The sequence below is a fragment of the Burkholderia paludis genome, from assembly GCF_000732615.1.
In the GTDB taxonomy this organism is placed as follows: Bacteria; Pseudomonadota; Gammaproteobacteria; order Burkholderiales; family Burkholderiaceae; genus Burkholderia; species Burkholderia paludis.
Genome location: NZ_JPGL01000018.1, coordinates 14900 through 32057 on the forward strand (window position 1 = coordinate 14900; position 17158 = coordinate 32057).

Genomic DNA, 17158 nt, shown 5'->3' on the forward strand with positions numbered 1-17158 from the left:
GGATCGTGAATTAGAACACGCAAGCCGCCAGTCGGCCATCGCGCGCGTTTGCACGGCGCGGCCCGCCGCGGCAACCGGCGCGCCGCACGACACAAGGCCCGGGCATCGCCCGGGCCTCGTCACGTCATCCGCTACCGCCGGCCGCGCTTACGCCTCGAGCGCTTCGAGCACCTTCCCCTTCGTCTCGATCCCGACGAAATGCACGGTCGCCGCCGCGATCAGCGGCACGACGCCGATCAGGTAGAACGCCGGCGCGAGATTCCCGCCGATGATCGCGTGCGGCACCACCATCGGCGCAACGAACGACGCGATCTTCAGCCAGGCGCTGCCGAGCCCGCAGCCCGACGCGCGGATGCTCGTCGGATACTGTTCCGGCGTGTACACGTAGGCCGTGATGAAACCCGACGCCATCAGCCCGAGCGACAGCGAGCAGAAGATCGCGACGACGTACACCGACGACGCGTGATAGATGCCCGCGAACCCGAGCGACAGCGCGCACAGCACGAACGACCACACGATCACCGGCTTGCGGCCGAGCTTGTCGACCAGCAGCGCCGACGCGAGCGACCCGAGCACGCCCATCACCGAGCCGATCACCGCGAGGTTCAGCGCAAGCTGCAGCGGCGCGTGATAGAAGTTCTTGTAGATCGTCGGCAGCCACGTCGACAGCCCGTACTGGATGAACCCGCAGGTCGCCCACAGCGTCGCCACCGCAAGGGTGCGCTTGCGATATGCGGCGCTGAACAGGTCGCTCATCCTGCGCTTCGGATGCTGGCGCACCATCTCGTCGAATGCGGCCGCCTGCGTGACCGGCGGCAGCTCGCCGCGCACCGACGCCTCGAACGCGCTCACCGCACGCCCGGCTTCCGGAAGCCGCCCGCGCGACGCGAGCCAGCGCGGCGATTCCGGCACGAGGCGCGTGAGCACCAGCGACAGGATCAGCGGCAGCCCGCCGACGAAGTACATGATCTCCCAGCCGAAGCGCGGCACGAGCCACGCGCCGAGCGCCATCGACACGAGCAGGCCGATCGGGAACACGATCTCGTACAGCAGCACGAACCGGCCGCGGCCATGCGCGCGCGTGATCTCGTTGATGTAGGTCGCCGCGACCGGCAGCTCGCCGCCGAGGCCGAGGCCCTGCAGGATCCGCAACAGCACGAAGATCTCGAAGGTCGGCGCGAACCCGCAGGCGATGCTCGTGACGCCGATCACGGCCGAGCTCCAGGCGATCGCCCTCACCCGCCCATGCTTCTCGGCCAGCGCGGGAAACAGGAATGCGCCGACCAGCTGGCCGATCGCGCCGGATGCGATCAGCAGGCCGATCTGCGTCGGCGACAGCCCCCATTTGTGAATCAGCAGCGGCAGCGTCGCCGCGATCGTGATCACGTCGAAGCCGTCGAAGAACGTCGCGGCGCCGATCAGCACGCGCGCGCGAATCTGCATCGCGTTGGCCGGCAGCCGCTCGAGCCGCGCGATGATCGTGCCGGGCGTGGCGGCGGCGGCGTCCATCGTGGCGCGGCCGGCCACGACGTTGTCGAAAGTGCTCATGCGGGGTGTCTCCTTGGTCTCGGCGCCCGGTCAGGCCAGTGCCTTGCTCGTGTCCGCCAGGGCTTCCGTATCCACTGCCCGGCCCTGGTTCATCCACTTGCGCGCCAGCTTCAGCTCGCGCGCGTTGTTCACGGCGATGACACCTCTCACGTGCCCGTCGCCCAGGAAAAACAGCGTCGCGCGGCGCGCGGCGAGCTCGCCGCGCACGACGAGCTGCGCATCGGCCGGCAGATCGCCGAGGATCTGCAGGTTCACGTCGTACTGATCGGACCAGAACCACGGAATCTCCGCGTACGGCGCGCGCTCGCCGAGCACGGCCTTCGCGGCCGCGATCGCCTGGTTCTGCGCGTTGGCCCACGATTCGAGCCGCACGCGCCGCTTCAGCCAGCCGTTGTGATGGTTCGCGACGTCGCCGCACGCGAAGATCGCCGGGTCGCTCGTCGCGCCGAACTCGTCGACGACGATGCCGTCGTCGACGGCCAGCCCCGCGTCGCTCGCCAGCGACGCGTTCAGCGCGAGGCCGATGCCGGCCACCGCGAAATCGGCGTCGATCGTCGTGCCGTCGGCGAGCGTCGCGCGCACCTTCGACGCGTCGCCCGGCTGCGCGTCGAGCGAGGCGAGCGCCGCGCCGAGCCGCACGTCGACGCCGTTCGCGCGATGCAGGTCGAGCAGGAAATCCGACACGATCTGCGGCACCGAGCGGCCGCACAGCCGCGGCGCGCCCTCGACCACGACCGCGTCGACGCCGAGCTTGCGCGCGGTCGCCGCCACTTCCAGGCCGATCCAGCCGCCGCCGATCACGAGCACGCGCCGGCTGGCGCGCAGCTTGCCGCCAAGCGCGGCCGCCTCGTCGAGCGTGCGCAGGTAATGCAGGTGCGGCGTCTTCACGAGCGCGTCCGGCAAGCGGCGCGACGTGCCGCCGGTCGCGATCACGAGGCGGTCGTATTCGATCTCGCGGCCGCTTTCCGTGCGCACGACGCGGCGCGCCCGGTCGATCGATGCCGCGCGTTCCGGCTGCCAGGCTTCGACGTTCAGCGCGTCGAATTCGTCGGGATGCACGACGCGCACGGTCTCGATGTCGGCGTCGCCGGCCAGCACGGCCTTCGACAGCGGCGGGCGCTCGTACGGCAGGTGCGGCTCGTCGGCGATCATCACGAGACGGCCCGCATACCCTTGCGCGCGCAGCGTCTTCAGCACCCAGCCGGCGGCCTGGCCGCCGCCGATCACGACGACCGTGCCGGGCGCGGCCTGCGCCTGCGTGTTCGCTTCGCTCATGATTTGCGCTCCGTCATGAACTTGCCTTCCGGCGCCTTCGCGTCCTTCTGCCGGCGCGTGTTGCCGTCGAGGCCGCCGTCGACGGCCCACTCGGCGAACACGGTCGGGCCCGGCTCGAATTCGCGCGGCTGCCACTCGGGCGTCAGCATGTCCTCGTCCGCGTAGTATTCGATCAGGCCGCCGGCCGGGTTCTGGAAGTACCAGAAGTACGCGGACGACACCGGGTGGCGACCCGGGCCGAGTTGCGTTTCCCAGCCGCAGCGGTCGATGTGCATGCCGCCGCCGAACACTTCGTGGATGTCGCGCACGGTGAACGCGACGTGGTTCAGGCCGCGCTTGGCCGTAGGCAGCGCGAGCAGGAACAGGTCGTGGTGGCCGCCGTGCGGCGCGCAGCGCATGAACGCGCCGCGGCCCGGATAGCGGTCCGACGTCTCGAAGCCGAGCAGGTCGTGATAGAACGTTTCCTGCGCGTCGAGGCAGTTCGTGAAGAACACGACATGCCCGACCTCGACCGGCTCCGCACGCGCATAGATCGGGCTCGGCTGGTCGACGCGCAGCGTACGGCCCCACACGTTCGACGGCGAGCCGGTAATGTCGAGTTCGCGCTTGCGCGTGACTTCGACGCGGATCGCCATCCCGTTCGGATCGGTGCAGCCGAGCGCATCCTTCCGGGCGTAAAAACCGGGCTGGCCCGCGAACTTGCCGCGCAGCGCGTCGAGTTCCTGCTGCGTCGCGACGCCCCACGTGACCTCCCGCAGCGTCGGGCCCGCCTCGAACGCGGGCGGCAGCGCCGGATCGTCGGCCTTGACGACCAGCACGGTGCAGCCGTTCAGCGTCTCGAAGCGCGCCTGCGTTTCGTCGTGCGCGACTTCCTTCAGCCCCCAGTCGGCGAAAAAGCGCCGGCAGGTCGCGAGATCGTCGACACCATACGTGATCTGCTCGATTCCCAAGATGCTCATTGCGTCATTCCCCTTCGCTCAGTTCGCCCACGGCAGCGGCGCGTCGTTCAAGCCCCAGTAGAGGCTCTTCTGCTGCATGTACTCGCGGATGCCGAGACGCCCCTTCTCGCGGCCCATCCCGCTCTCCTTCCAGCCCGAGAACGGCGTGGAGATCGAGAACAGCTTGTACGTGTTGATCCAGACGGTGCCCGTCTCCAGCGCGCGCGCAATGCGCCACGCGCGCTTGTAGTCGCGGGTCCAGATGCCGGCCGCGAGCCCGAACACGCTGTCGTTCGCCTGCGCGATCAGCGACGCTTCGTCGTCGAACGGCATCGCGACGAGCACGGGCCCGAAGATCTCTTCCCGGCAGATGCGCGCGCTGTTCGGCAGGCCTTCGAGAATCGTCGGCTGATAGAAGAAGCCGTGCTCGCGCCCGTCGCCCGTCGGACGCTCGCCGCCGCACAGCAGGCGGCCGCCTTCCTCGAGACCGAGCGCGACGTAGCGCTCCACCGATTCGCGATGCTTCGCGGTGATCAGCGGCCCCATCTGCGTGTCGGGGCGGGTCGGGTCGCCCACGCGCAGCTTGCGTGCGCCGGCCACCAGGCGCGCCATGAACGCGTCGTACACCGAGCGCTGCACGAACAGCCGCGAGCCCGCGATGCACGCTTCGCCCGACGAACTGAAGATGCCGTACAGCACGCCGTTGACCGCGTGGTCGAGATCGGCGTCGTCGCACACGATCGTCGGCGACTTGCCGCCGAGTTCGAGCGACACCGGCATCAGCTTCTCGGCCGCGAGGCGCGCGATGCCGCGCCCCACCTCGGTGCCGCCCGTAAACGACACCTTCTTCACCAGCGGATGCCGCACGAGCACGTCGCCGATCACCGAGCCCTTGCCCGGCAGCACGCTCAGCACGCCCTTCGGCACGCCGGCTTCCTCGCAGATGCGCGCCAGCGCGAGCGACACGAGCGGCGTGACTTCGGCCGGCTTGAGCACCACCGCGTTGCCGCCGGCGAGCGCCGGCGCGAGCTTCTGCGCATCGGACGCGATCGGCGAATTCCACGGCGTGATCGCGGCGATCACGCCGATCGGCTCGTACACGCTCATCGTCAGGTAGTCGCCGCGCGACGGCGTCAGTTCCTCGTCGAGCGTTTCGAGGCACGCCGCGAAATAGCGGAACGTGTTCGCGGCGCTGGCCACCAGCACGCGCGTCTCGCCGATCGGCTTGCCGTTGTCGCGGCGCTGCAGGTTCGCGAGCGCCTCGTGGCGCTGCATGATCAGATCCGCGATGCGGTACAGCACCTGCGCGCGCTGGTGCGGCTTCAGCCCGGCCCAGTCGGCGCGGCGCCATGCCGCGTCGGCGGCCTCGACGGCCTCGGCCGCGTCTTCCGCGTTCGCGGTCGACACTTCCATGTTCGGCGACTGGTCGGCCGGATAGACGCTCGTGTACGGCGCGCCACGGCCGCGCCGCCACTCGCCGCCGATCAGGATGTTGCCGTCGGGCACGAGGCTCGTATCGAAAGGAGTCATGTCACAAGTCCCACAAATCTGTGTCTGCACGTCCGCCCTCGCCGTGGCGCGGGCGGACCTTCAATGGCCCGGTCAGATCACGCAGCGGGCCGCACGGTTGCGCAGCGCGCGGATCGCGCTGTACGCCGTCAGCGCGGACGTCTTCGGGTTGTCGGGCAGCGGCTTGCCGCTCATTTCCAGCGACATTTCGCCGAACGCGCCGCGCGCGACGATGCGGTGCACGTTGCGCGTCACGGCCGGATCGGCGATCAGGCGCACGTGCGTCGCGTCGAGGCCCAGGCCCGCGAGCGCCACCGTCGCCGCGACGTTCGCGTTCTTCGGATACAGGCGCGCGGCGTCGCGCGCAGTGCCCTCGAAGATCACCTTTTCCTCGCGCATCGCGCCCAGGTCGCACAGCGCCTCGGCCGGCGTGCCGAGCCAGCCGAGCGGCGGCTTGCGGCCGACGTACAGCACTTCGTCGAGGCCGCCCTGCTTCGCGGAAGCCAGCGCATCGATGCCGCCGATCGCGCCGGACAGCAGCGTCACGGTCGCGTCGCCTTCGTCGGCCGCCTGCGACAGCACGTCGAGCAGCGCGAGATCGGACAGCGCGCCGATCGACGCGACCGCGCAATCGGTGCCGGCCTTCAGCAGCGGCACGACGTGATCGACGAGCGCGCTGTGGCCCGCGCATTCGAGCGCGAACGCGGGGCGGCAAGCCAGTGCGTCGACCGACGACACGACTTCCACCGCCGCGCCGAGTACGCCCTGCACGGCCGCGCGCTGGTGCTCCGGCACGATCACGTGCGCGACGCGCAGCGACGCGTCGTGCTCGACCGCGTGGTACACGGCCGCGCCGATCGCGCCGAAGCCGATCATCGCGACATCGACGGGAGCGTGCGCGTTACGCATACTGGCGCTCCGTCGGCGCTTCCTTCTTCACCGGCGGGCCCGCGAACGCCGACGCGAACGAGCCGACCGACAGCATGTCGACCTCGACCATCACCGGCCCTTCCTTCGCCATCCCCTCGCGCACGATCGCCTCGGCCTGATCGAGCGACGTGATCCGGTAATGCGTGAGGCCGAAGCTCGCGCAGAACTGCGCGAAATCGGGCTGGTGCAACTGCACGAAACAGCGGCGGCCGCCGTAGTGCGCGTCCTGGATGTTGCGGATCACGCCATAGCACTGGTCGTTCATCAGCACGATCATCACGTTCGCGTTTTCCTGAACGGCCGTCACGAGCTCGCCGACGTTGACCATCAGGCCGCCGTCGCCGACGAGGCAGACGGTCTTTGCCGCCGCGTCCGCCAGCGCCGCGCCGATGCCCATCTGGATGCCCTGGCCGATGCCGCCGCCGAGCGCATGCACGCCCGAGCGCGGCTCGAAGATCTTCAGCAGCCGGTTGCCCCAGGTGCTGTTCGAGATCGTCACGTCGCGCACCCAGTTGTAGTCGCGGCCGATCGCGCCCTGCAGCGTGTCGACGAGCGTCTTGTACGGCCCGAGGCCCTTCGCCACGTCGGCCGACGCCTGCTCGCGCGCCGCCGCGAGATCGGCCGCGAATTGCGGGTCGACCGCCAGGCGGCCTTCGAGGCGGTCGGCCAGCTCGGCCAGCACGCGCTTCGAATCGCCGTGCACGAACAGCTCGTTGCGATAGCCGCGGTTGTCGGCCAGCGCGTCGGCGTCGACACGGAACAGCGGCTGCGGCAGCGCGAGCTTGTACTTCAGCGTTTCGTTGCCGCGCAGGCGCGAGCCGACGACGACGAGCGCGTCGCAGGTCTTGTAGAACGCTTCGACGGACGCGTGCACGTTGAATGCGCCGAGCGTCGCCGGATGATCCTCGGGCAGCACGCCGCGGCCCTGCACGCTCGTCACGACGCCGAAGCCGAGCTTCACGAGCCGTTCGACTTCCGCGCGGGCGTGGCGGGCGCCGCCGCCGAGCCACAGCAGCGGGCGGCGCTTCGCGGCGAGTGCGTCGGCGAGCTTCGCCACGCGGGCGGCGTCGTGCTCGCGCACCGCGACGTGCGCCGGCGCGAGGTCTTCCGGCCATTCGATTTCGGCGGCCTGGATGTCGATCGGAATCTCGACCGATACGGGGCCCGTCGGCGCGGTCTGCGCGATGCGCACGGCTTCGCGGATCGTCGGCAGCACGGTCTCGACCGTGCGCACGCGGAACGCGGCCTTCGAAATCGCGTCCAGCATCGACAGCTGGTCGGGCGCTTCGTGGATGTACGCGAGATCCTGGTCGAGATACGGCGTCTCGATCTGCCCGGTGATGTGCAGCAGCGCGGTGCCGGCCGTCAGCGCCTCGACCATCGCGCCGGCCGCGTTGCCGGCGGCGGTGCCCGTGCTCGTGAACGCGACGCCGAGGCCGCCCGACACGCGGGCCAGGCCGTCGGCCATGTTCAGGGCGCCCGCCTCGCCGCGCGCGCCGACATACCGGATGTTGCCGCGCGAATTGATCGCGTCGAGGATCGGCATGTTGTGGATCGAGATGACACCGAATGCGGTTTTCACGCCGCACTGCTCGAGAAAGGCGGCAATCAGCTCGCCAACCGTGGTTTTTTTAGACATGGCGTGCAAAGCCTCCAGAAACGTCGATATGGCTGCCCGTCGTGTAGGACGACAGATGCGTTGCGAGATAAAAAAGCGCCCAGGCGGCCTCGTCGGGCTTGCCGAAGCGATTCAGCGGAATGTTCTTCTTGCGGGCGAGCGCGCCCGTCCAGTCTTCCCAGCTTTCGCCGGGCTGCGCCTGCGCCTCGTGACGGCGGCGCCACTGGCCCGACTCGACGATGCCGATCAGGATCGAGTTCACCCGGATGCGCTGCGGCGCGAGTTCGGCCGCGAGCGACTTCACGAGGCTCAGCACGCCGGCGCGCGCCGACGACGTCGCGACCATGTGCGGCTCGGGCTGCAGCGCGAGCAGCGAATTCACGCAGGTGACCGTCGGCGCGTGCGCGTCGCGCAGCAGCGGCAGGAACGCGCGCGTCGGGCGGATGATGCTGAAGTACTTCAGCTCGAGTTCTTCGCGCCATGCGTCGTCGGTCGTGTCGGCGAAGGTCGACACGCGGCCCTGGCCGGCGTTGTTGATCAGCATGTCGGCGCGGCCGAAGCGGGTGGCGACCGCTTGCGCGAACGCGCTCACGTCGGCTTCGTCGAGCACGTTGCAGCGCGCGGCGAGCAGTTGCGCGTCCGGATGTTTCGCGCGAAGCCCGGCCTCGGCGCGCGCGAGACGGTCGCTGTCGCGGCCGCAAATCGCGACCGACGCGCCGGCCTGCAGGAAGCGTTCGGCGGTCGCGAGGCCGATGCCGGACGAACCGCCCGTCACCACCGCCACCTGCCCGGTCAGATCGATCTCAATCATCGGAGTCCTAAAGCCTTCAGAAACGTATGCTCGTCATCCGAGCGGTAATTGAGCCGCCGCGACAGTTCCGCCGCCGCGCGCTGCACCTTGTCGATCAGCCCGTCCGAGATCAGCGCCGCGTCGATCTCCGGGCGCGGCACCGTCACCGTGATGCACGCGACGATCCGCTGCGTCTCGTTGCGCACCGGCGCGGTGACCACCGAGATGCCGCGCTCGAACGACGAGTTGCTGACGCCGTAACCGCGCAGCGCATCCTCGCGGATCACTTCGTACAGCGCGTCGACCGTCTCCGGCGTCGCGCTCGTCATCCGGTTCAGCGTGCCTTCCGGGTACAGCACGTGCAGCTCCTGCAGCGACAGGTCGCCCATCAGCACGTGGCCGTGCGTCGTCGCATGCGCGGGCAGGCGCGTGCCGACGTTCACGCGGATCGAACTGAACACCGGCGACTGGCTCTGCGCCTTCGCGACGAACACCACGTCGCGGCCGTCGCGGATCACGATGTGCGTCGTGAAGCCCGTCGCGTCGCGCAGGCTCTCGATCACGGGCAGGCCGAGATCGGTCAGCTCGAGCGAGCTCAGGTATTCGAAGCCGAGCCGCAGCACGGCAATGCCCAGCTTGTAATTGCGGTCCTTGTCGGCGCGCTCGAGGAAGCCGAGCGATTCGAGCGTCTGCAGCAGACGGAACACCGTCGTGCGCGGAATGCCGAGCCGCTTCGACAGCTCGGGGGCGCCGAGCACCGGCTCGCGCGGCGAGAACTCCGCGAGAATCCGCAGCCCGCGTTCGAGGCCGGGCACCACGTAGCCGGCGTCGGCCTTGCCGTTGTCGGGCGCTTGTTGCAGCGGTTCGCTCATGCGCGCCCCCGTTGCAGGTCGCACTGACGGCAGAAGGTTTCGATCAGCGCGGAATAGGCCTCCGGCGCTTCCACGTAGCCGGCGTGACCGACCTGCGGAATCACCTGCAGCCCGACCTGCGCGGCCGCGGCGATCCGCTCGCATGCGGCCGGCGGCGTAATCGCGTCGTTCGCGCCGACGGCCACGGCCGTGCGGCCGCGAAAACCGGCGAGATCGGCCGCGAGATCGGCGTTCGCAAGCAGGTGCGTGGCCTGCGCATAGCCGTGCGGCACGATGCGCGCCATGTTCCAGCGCACCCAGGCGCGCGCGTCCTCGCTCGCGAAACCGGACAGCATGTTGCCGCTGCGCTGCCTGGCGAGCCCGGCAGGGCCGAGTTCCGCGAGCATCGCGAGCCGCGCGTCGCGGCGCGATTCGCGCGTGTCGGCGGGCGCGCTGCCGTAGCCGCCCGCGGGCGAGATCAGCAGCAGGCCGGCGATCCGCCCGGGCAGCGCGCGGGCCAGCCCGCCGGCCACGATCGCGCCGAGCGAATGGCCGACCAGCACGCAGCGTTCGATGCCGAGCGCCTCGAGCCACGCGTTCAGCGACGCCGCGTAATCGGCGGCGACCGGCGACGCGCCGGACACGGGCGTCGACACGCCGTAGCCGGGCGCATCCCAGGCGAGCACGCGGCGCGACGCGCCGAGCGCGTCGAGCTGGCGCACCCACGACGCGGCGCCCGAGCCGATGCCGTGCAGCAGCACGACGGGCAGCGTACGGCCCGCATGCTGCGCGCCGGCTTCGCGATAGCCGATCGTGCCGGCCACGCCGGCCGCGCAACGCTGCTCGGGAAACTGCCCGAGCAGCGCGGCGAATGCCGACGGACGGCCCTGATCACGTTTGTCGATGACACGCATTGCTTTGCCCGCTCCGTCTCAACGCTTGATCTTCGCGAGCGGCGAATCGGGCGGATACGTCGGCGTGATCGGCTTCGACGAACCGAGCATCACGCACATCAGCGCGTCTTCCTCGCCGATGTTGATTTCCGTGCGATACACACCCGGCGGCACCGAGATCAGGTCGCGCTCGCCGAGGATCGCTTCCCACGTCTCGCCGTCGCGCTCGCAGATCACCTTCATCTTGCCGCGCAGCACGAAGAAGATTTCCTCGACGTCGATGTGGATGTGGCTCGGGCCGATGTTGCCGGCCGGAATGACCATCGTCGAGAACGTGAAGTTGCCGGCCGGCACCGTGTTGACGTCCTTCGCGACGCCCGTGCCGCCCGTGCCGACATAGCGCATCTGCGCGCGGCGGTACTTCGGGTCGTAGTCGGCCTGGAACTTCAGCGCGTCCCAGTCGTAGCGCCGCGTTGCGTAGCGCGCCACGCGCCCTTCCATCCAGTCGCCGAAGCTTGCGTCTTCGGGCTGGTCCCACGACTTGCGTTCGAGATCGGCGTCCGCCATCGTCCTCTCCTTCATCAAGGGTAAAAACATCAATTCATTACGAAGCCGCCGTTCACCGGCAGCAACTGGCCCGTCACGAAGCGCGCGCCGTCCGACAACAGGAACAGCACGGGGCCCGTCACGTCGTCGGGCACCTGCGCGCGCGTCAGCGCGCGGCCCTGCATGTAGAACGCATGGCGTTCGGCCGGCACGTAGGCCGTCGCCTCGACTTCGGTCAGCCCGGGCGCGATCGCGTTGACCGTCACGCCGTGCGCGCCGAACTCGCGCGCCTGCGCATGCGTCATCGCGATCACCGCGCCCTTGCTCGCGACGTACGCGAGCAGCTTCGGCGCGCCCCACAACGCGGTGTCGGACGCGAGGTTCACGATCGCGCCGCGGCCCGACTGCGCGAGGTGCGGCAGCGCTGCATTGCTGACGAGCCACACGCCGCGCACGTTCACGTTCATCACGGCGTCCCAGGTCGACACGTCGAGCTCCGTCGACAGCTTGCCGCCCGAGTTCGTGATCGCCGCGTTGTTGATCAGCGCGTCGATGCCGCCGAGCGCCGCCGCGCCCTGCGCGACGAACGCGTCGACGCTCGCCGGATCGGCCAGGTCGAGCGTGAAGAAAAATGCGGCGTGGCCGGCCTGCGTGAGCTGCGCGGCCAGCGCGCGGCCCTCGTCGGCGAGCACGTCGCCGAACGCGACCTGCGCGCCCGCCGCGACCAGCGCCTTCACGAACGCCGCGCCGAGCCCGCGCGCGCCGCCGGTGACAAGCACCCGACGCCCCGCGAGCGACACGACCGGTGCGTGCTCAGCCATTTGCCGGCTCCGCCGCGGCCTGCGCCGCGCGATGCGCGTCAAGCGCGGAAAGATGTTCCTGCGCGCGCTGGCGCAGCATCCGGCGCACGCGCGTGATGCCGACGTCGTGCTGATACAGGTATTCGTGATCGCGCGCTTGCGGCGCGAGGCTTTCGAGGACGTAGCGGTCCTGCTCGAGCACGTCCCAGTGCAGGCCCTCGAGACGGTTGCGGTACATGAAGCGCCACACGTCGCGCTGCCAGCCGCCGACCTTGCGCGTGCGCCAGAAGTAGACCTGGCAGTGGTCGCCGTCGACCGGCGTCGCGAAGCCGATGATCCCGAAGTTGCCGCCGGGGCCGAACTTCTGCTTGTACGGAATCGCGAGACGCATCCACAGGCAGCCGGTTTCGCCGAGCTCCACCCAGTCGAAGTTCACGTCGCGCTGGCCGATCTTCTCGAACATCAGGCCCGTGTCCGTCTTGCGCACGCGCATGTCGGCCTGCTTGTCGCCTTCGGCCATCGAGTGCGACGTCGCGTGCAGGTAGGCGCCGTGCATCGGGTCCATCACGTTGTCGATCGCGTACTGGTAATTGCACGTCCAGTTCGACACGCACAGGAAGTGCGCGTACTCGTCGTCGACCAGTTCCTCGGGCAGGTTCAGCGGCGCCGGCTCGCGATGCGCGTCGTCGCCGAACCACAGGAAGATCGCGCCGGCACGCTCCTCGACCGGATACGACTTCACGCACGTCGTGCCTTCGAGCGGACAGTTCGACACGGCCGGCACACGGCTGACCGTGCCGCCGCCGTCGACCTCGATGCCGTGGTACCAGCAGGCGATGTTGCCGCCGAGGTTCCAGCCGAGCGACAGCCGCGCGCCGCGGTGCGGGCAGCGATCCTCCAGCGCGTGGACCTTGCCGTCGTGATCGCGCCACAGCACGATCTGCTCGGACAGGCGCGTGAGGCCGACAGGCGCGTTCGACACCTGCCAGCTCGGCGCGACGGGATGCCAGTAGTTCTTGATGCCGCGGTCGAGATAGTCGCGGACCGGGTCGGGTTGTGTCGTGTTGTGTTGTACGGGGGACGTCATCAGTGTGCTCCGGATGCGGTTGTCGTCGGATCGTCGGGTCTCACGCGCTCGGCGCGCTCATTCCGCGAGCGCGGCCAGCTCGGCGCGGAAGCGCTCGGCGGTCCACGGCGAGCCGTCCGGCGCACGGAAGCCGATGCGGTTCAGGCCCGCGACGACCTCGTCCAGCTCGACCGCGCCGGCTTCGAACACGCGCTCCAGCGCATCGCCGAGGTCGTTCTCGTACTGGGTCGGCGCGGCCTTGCGGTTCTGCCAGACCTGGTTCCCGGCCTGGCCGGGGATCTCGATCTGCCCCTTGCCCGCGACGTTGTTCGGCTGCGGCGCCACCCACGGCTTCAGGAAGGGATTGAAGTTGACGGTCGCTTCTTTCATGTCATTCCACCTTGATCTGGATTTCCTCGCCGGCGAGGCGCACCGCGTACTGCTTCAGCGCGCGCCCGCCCGGCCCCTTCAGGCATTCGCCCGTCCTGATGTCGAACACGGCCTCGTGCAGCGGGCATTCGACGGTGCCCTCGTCGACGAAGCCCTGCGTCAGCAGCGCATACGCATGCGGGCATACGTTCTCGAGCGCATACACGTCGTCGCCGACGCGGTAGATCCCGATTTCGACGCCGTCGGTCCGCTTGAACTCGATCGGCGTGTCCTCCGACAGCGCGCCGGCATGCCCGGCGCAAATCCATTGTTCAGACATCTCACACCCTTCCTTCTGAGCGACGCTCGGTTGTCTCCGATTTGTTCCATACCAGGAACAGCAGTTTATGGATGGTGATTATAGGAGCGACTTTCCACGAGTAAAACAAAAAGCTGCATGTCCTAGGGAAAACACCGACCGACCGGTCGCCGATCGCTTTCTGCCGCCTTGCCGGAAGTATTTTTTTGTTTTACAGCAGGGATTTACCGCCTTTTCCCGGGTGTGGCGCAGCGTTGCCGCGCAGCCGCCGGAAGCCGGTCCGTCCCGAAAAATTTATTTTTGATCCGGCGGCCGACGCCCCTATACTCCATTCCATCAGAGGCACACTGTTCCTTGTATGGAACATACGAATGCCCATCCATGGCAATCCCGCGCGACGCCCGGCCGTTCCCGCTCGCGCCGCCACGGCACGTTTTCATCAGGTTGGAGATTCAGGAGATCAAATGGTCAAGCAAGCGGTAGCAGCAGCAGTCATCGGATTGGGCGCCGTGTCGGGCGCGTGGGCGCAGAGCAGCGTCACGCTGTACGGCAGCCTGGATGCCGGCGTCGCGTACGTGAACAACGTCGGCGGCCAGGCGAAGTGGGCGATGATCCAGGGCAACACGCAGCCCGATCGGTGGGGCCTGAAGGGCAAGGAAGATCTCGGCGACGGCGTGTCGGCCATCTTCCAGCTCGAAAACGGCTTCTATACGAACAACGGCCAGCTCGCGACCGCGAACACGCTCTGGAACCGCGCGGCGTACGTCGGCCTCAGCTCGGAGCGCTACGGCACGCTGACGCTCGGCCGCCAGACGCCGCTGTCGTTCGACTATCTCGATCCGCTCAGCACGGCCTACCTCGCGATGAGCTGGTACGCGTTCCACCCCGGCAACATCGACGGGCTCGCCGCGACCGGCAACGTGCCGTACAACAACTCGGTCAAGTACCGCTCGCCGACCTTCGCGGGCTTCACGGCCGCGACGACGATGGCGCTCGGCAACACGACCAACTTCTCGACCGGCAAGTCGGTCGGCGTCGCGCTGAACTATGCGAACGGGCCGTTCAAGGCGTCGGCCGTCTACTCGAACGAGCACGACCGCTCGATCCTGATCAGCACGACCGGCATCACGACGTTCCAGGGGCAGAACACCGCGAACGGCTACACCGCGAACAAGGTGGAGAACATCGGCGCGGGCGCGTCCTACCAGCTCGGCGACTTCCTCGTGCACGGCCTCTACACGCGCACGAAGATGCAGTCGAACGGCTTCTCGGACACGTTCCAGAGCTATGACGCGGGCGTGAACTACCAGAGCAGCGCGTTCAACACGATCGCGGGCGGGGCGGCGACCACGACGCTGGCCGGCCGGCGCTGGACGCAGGTCGAACTCGGCGACATCTATGCGCTGTCGAAGAGCACGCAGCTATATGCGAACGTGCTGTACGAGCATGGCTCGGGCGGCGCGCAGGCCGCGTTCTTCACGGCCGGCGTATCGAGCACCGCGAACCAGGTGGTCGTGCTCACCGGGATTCACCACTCGTTCTGAGCGGCGCCGGGCGGCAGGCGCCCGACCCGGCAGGAGCGGCCCGCGCGGCCGCTTTTTTTTCGCCGGCGCGCCGCGATGGCGCGGCCGCCGCGCGCGGCGGGCCGGCAACGGGTAGCATCAGGGCATCCCGACCGACGGAGACGACCGTGGCAGTCTATTTGCTGGCGCAACTTCGCTTCACGCACCGCGACGCATACGACCGGTATCAGGCGCGCTTCATGGAGGTATTCCGCCGGTTCGACGGGCGCCTGCTCGCGGCCGACGATGCGCCGGTCGCCCTCGAGGGCGCATGGGACCGCGACAAGGTGGTGTTGATGTCGTTTCCCGACGAGGCGGCGGCGCGCCGGTTCGTCGAGTCGCCGGACTACCGGGAGATTTCCGAGGATCGCCACGCGGGCGCCGACACGCTCGCGCTGCTCGTGCACGGCCTGCCCGCGCCGCGCGCGTAAGCCCGGCGGCGGGCCGGGCCGAGACGCCTACACCGACGCCTACGCCGTCAGAACATCGCGACCTTGTGGCGCGCGTGCGCGAACGTCGGATCGCTTTCGAGCGGACGATAGTTCAGCCGCTGCGACAGGTCGACCGCCGCGCCGCACACGGCTTCGACGAGCCGCTCCTTCTCGCCCGCCTCGCCGATCTCGGAGCGCGGCACCGTCGCGGTGATCGCCGCGACGATCGAGCCCGAATGATCGCGCACCGGCGCCGTCACGGCCGAAATGCCGCTCTCGAACGCGGCCTCGCTGACCGCGTAGCCGAGCCGCGCGTAATGGCGCACGCGCTCGTACAGCTCGTCGACGGTGCCCGGCGTGCGTTCGGTGAACTGCTCGAGCCGCTTTTCCGGATACAGCTGGCGCAGCGCATCGCGGGTCAGGTCGCCCATCAGCACGTGGCCATGCACGGTCGCGTGCGCGGGCAGGCGCGTGCCGACGTGCACCTTCACCGAACCGAACATCGACGCGTTGCTCTGCGCCTTCGCGACGAACACGACGTCGCGCTGGTCGCGGATCAACAGATGCGTCGACAGGCCGGTCGCGTCGCGCAGCCGTTCGAGCACGGGCCCGCCGAGGTCGGTCAGTTCGAGCGAATTCAGGTATTCGAAGCCGAGCCGCAGCACGCCGACGCCGAGCCGGAAATGGCGGTCGCCGTTCACGCGCTCGAGGAAGCCGAGCGCCTCGAGCGTCTGCAGCAGGCGGAACGTGGTCGTGCGCGGAATGCCGATGCGCTTCGACAACTCGGGCGCGCCGAGCACGGGCTCGCGCGCCGAGAATTCGGCGAGGATCCGCAGCCCGCGTTCGAGCCCCGGCACCAGATAGGACGAAGCGCCGCCGGACGATTCGTCGTCGCCGGGCGCCGCGGGTTCGGGTGCGTCGCTCATCGTTGTCTTGACCATGTGGACATGGACGGTAGGAAATCAGTCACGAAACAGGTCGCGGATCGTCGCGGACAGCCGGTCGTGCCGTGCCGGCACGCGCATCCACGACGCCATGAAGAGTCATTCACGGTCGAGAGGATAGCAGCGATGGACGGCGCGACGCCATGCGGACATCGCCGGACGCCGGCAGGACGTCCGCCCGGCCGCGTACGCGGCGAGCAGCCGGGGGATGGCGGCCGGCACGGCATGCGCCGCCGAATCGGCCGCCCGACGGCGGGCTACAGGCGCGACAGGTGAACCCGGACGTTCGCGCGGTCGTACGTAAAGCCGCCGGCCGTATCGGGTTCGAGCACGCGCGCCAGATCGACCGCATACATCCATCCGCTGCCCAGGCGCCCGCCGTTCACGGCGCGGATCCGGCTGCCGCCGACCGCGATCGCGGCATGGAACACCGTGCCGCCTCGCGAAAAGCCGACCGCCGTGCCGGCCGGAATGCTCGCGCGCCCGTCCCATTGCCCGCCGGTCTCGAAGTTGAACCGGGCCCGCCAGTGCTGGCCGATCGTGTCGAGCAGCGCACCGGGCGCGATGATCGCATCGCTGCGCAGCAGATAGCGGACATAGGCCGCGGCGTCGTAGCAGACGCCGCCGGAAACATACTCGTTGATGTCGGCCATGCCGAACATCAGCGCCTGGCCGTGTTTCTGCCGTTCGGTGAAACCGGACTGGGCGACGTGCCCGCCCAACGGGGTCAGTTGCATGGGTGGCTCCTGTTGAAGAAGAAAGGCGTCAT

Annotated in this window: 19 protein-coding genes; 3 read left to right on the forward strand and 16 right to left on the reverse strand. The window is 69.1% G+C overall.

Annotated elements, in window-relative coordinates; translation table 11 throughout:
- Window positions 1–147: 147 nt before the first annotated feature.
- The 14 genes from GQ56_RS0113160 to GQ56_RS0113225 form a co-directional block, all read right to left on the reverse strand.
- Window positions 148–1548, reverse strand: coding sequence for an MFS transporter (locus tag GQ56_RS0113160; RefSeq protein WP_031399099.1), 1401 nt, complete (start codon window positions 1546–1548; stop codon window positions 148–150).
- 30 nt (window positions 1549–1578) lie between these two features.
- Window positions 1579–2823: an NAD(P)/FAD-dependent oxidoreductase gene (locus tag GQ56_RS0113165; RefSeq protein WP_031399100.1), complete on the reverse strand. Its 1245-nt coding sequence runs from the start codon at window positions 2821–2823 to the stop codon at window positions 1579–1581.
- The gene (locus GQ56_RS0113170; RefSeq protein ID WP_031399101.1) at window positions 2820–3782 is read right to left on the reverse strand and encodes a VOC family protein; all 963 of its coding nucleotides are present in this window, start codon (window positions 3780–3782) and stop codon (window positions 2820–2822) included. Before GQ56_RS0113170 ends, GQ56_RS0113165 begins: the two co-directional genes overlap by 4 nt.
- A gap of 18 nt (window positions 3783–3800) precedes the next feature.
- A complete protein-coding gene (locus tag GQ56_RS0113175) occupies window positions 3801–5291 on the reverse strand; it encodes an aldehyde dehydrogenase (RefSeq protein ID WP_031399102.1) in 1491 nt (496 codons plus the stop codon).
- A gap of 72 nt (window positions 5292–5363) precedes the next feature.
- Complete coding sequence (locus GQ56_RS0113180) at window positions 5364–6179, reverse strand: aspartate dehydrogenase (RefSeq protein ID WP_031399103.1); 816 nt, start codon at window positions 6177–6179, stop codon at window positions 5364–5366.
- The gene (locus GQ56_RS0113185; protein ID WP_031399104.1) at window positions 6172–7839 is read right to left on the reverse strand and encodes a thiamine pyrophosphate-binding protein; all 1668 of its coding nucleotides are present in this window, start codon (window positions 7837–7839) and stop codon (window positions 6172–6174) included. The genes GQ56_RS0113180 and GQ56_RS0113185 overlap by 8 nt, the downstream gene beginning before the upstream one ends.
- Window positions 7832–8629: an SDR family oxidoreductase gene (locus GQ56_RS0113190; RefSeq protein WP_031399105.1), complete on the reverse strand. Its 798-nt coding sequence runs from the start codon at window positions 8627–8629 to the stop codon at window positions 7832–7834. The genes GQ56_RS0113185 and GQ56_RS0113190 overlap by 8 nt, the downstream gene beginning before the upstream one ends.
- Window positions 8626–9480: an IclR family transcriptional regulator gene (locus GQ56_RS0113195; protein WP_031399106.1), complete on the reverse strand. Its 855-nt coding sequence runs from the start codon at window positions 9478–9480 to the stop codon at window positions 8626–8628. Before GQ56_RS0113195 ends, GQ56_RS0113190 begins: the two co-directional genes overlap by 4 nt.
- Entirely contained in the window at window positions 9477–10373 is an 897-nt protein-coding gene (locus GQ56_RS0113200; protein WP_031399107.1) for an alpha/beta fold hydrolase, read from the reverse strand. The genes GQ56_RS0113195 and GQ56_RS0113200 overlap by 4 nt, the downstream gene beginning before the upstream one ends.
- Window positions 10374–10391: 18 nt before the next feature.
- The gene (locus tag GQ56_RS0113205) at window positions 10392–10919 is read right to left on the reverse strand and encodes a cupin domain-containing protein (protein WP_031399108.1); all 528 of its coding nucleotides are present in this window, start codon (window positions 10917–10919) and stop codon (window positions 10392–10394) included.
- Between the two features lie 29 nt (window positions 10920–10948).
- The gene (locus GQ56_RS0113210) at window positions 10949–11719 is read right to left on the reverse strand and encodes an SDR family oxidoreductase (RefSeq protein WP_031399109.1); all 771 of its coding nucleotides are present in this window, start codon (window positions 11717–11719) and stop codon (window positions 10949–10951) included.
- Window positions 11712–12785, reverse strand: a complete 1074-nt coding sequence (locus tag GQ56_RS0113215) for an aromatic ring-hydroxylating dioxygenase subunit alpha (protein ID WP_031399110.1) — start codon at window positions 12783–12785, stop codon at window positions 11712–11714. Before GQ56_RS0113215 ends, GQ56_RS0113210 begins: the two co-directional genes overlap by 8 nt.
- A 57-nt stretch (window positions 12786–12842) precedes the next feature.
- The gene (locus GQ56_RS0113220; protein WP_031399111.1) at window positions 12843–13154 is read right to left on the reverse strand and encodes a recombinase-like helix-turn-helix domain-containing protein; all 312 of its coding nucleotides are present in this window, start codon (window positions 13152–13154) and stop codon (window positions 12843–12845) included.
- Between the two features lies 1 nt (window position 13155).
- Window positions 13156–13473 (reverse strand): non-heme iron oxygenase ferredoxin subunit, encoded by a 318-nt coding sequence (locus GQ56_RS0113225; RefSeq protein ID WP_027789384.1) that lies wholly within the window; start codon window positions 13471–13473, stop codon window positions 13156–13158.
- A 67-nt stretch (window positions 13474–13540) separates the two neighbouring features.
- Between GQ56_RS0113225 and GQ56_RS44245 the strand changes: the two genes are divergently transcribed.
- From GQ56_RS44245 to GQ56_RS0113235, 3 genes are all read left to right on the forward strand, one after another.
- Window positions 13541–13756 (forward strand): hypothetical protein, encoded by a 216-nt coding sequence (locus GQ56_RS44245; protein WP_152601747.1) that lies wholly within the window; start codon window positions 13541–13543, stop codon window positions 13754–13756.
- A gap of 160 nt (window positions 13757–13916) precedes the next feature.
- Window positions 13917–14996, forward strand: a complete 1080-nt coding sequence (locus GQ56_RS0113230) for a porin (protein WP_031399112.1) — start codon at window positions 13917–13919, stop codon at window positions 14994–14996.
- Between the two features lie 146 nt (window positions 14997–15142).
- The gene (locus tag GQ56_RS0113235) at window positions 15143–15445 is read left to right on the forward strand and encodes a DUF1330 domain-containing protein (protein WP_031399113.1); all 303 of its coding nucleotides are present in this window, start codon (window positions 15143–15145) and stop codon (window positions 15443–15445) included.
- A gap of 47 nt (window positions 15446–15492) precedes the next feature.
- Here the strand turns inward: GQ56_RS0113235 and GQ56_RS0113240 are convergent, their stop codons facing one another.
- Together GQ56_RS0113240 and tecA are read right to left on the reverse strand one after the other, a co-directional pair.
- Window positions 15493–16386, reverse strand: a complete 894-nt coding sequence (locus GQ56_RS0113240; protein ID WP_031399114.1) for an IclR family transcriptional regulator — start codon at window positions 16384–16386, stop codon at window positions 15493–15495.
- A 260-nt stretch (window positions 16387–16646) separates the two neighbouring features.
- Entirely contained in the window at window positions 16647–17126 is a 480-nt protein-coding gene (gene tecA, locus GQ56_RS0113245) for a type 6 secretion system effector deamidase TecA (protein ID WP_031399115.1), read from the reverse strand.
- Between the last annotated feature and the right edge of the window lie 32 nt (window positions 17127–17158).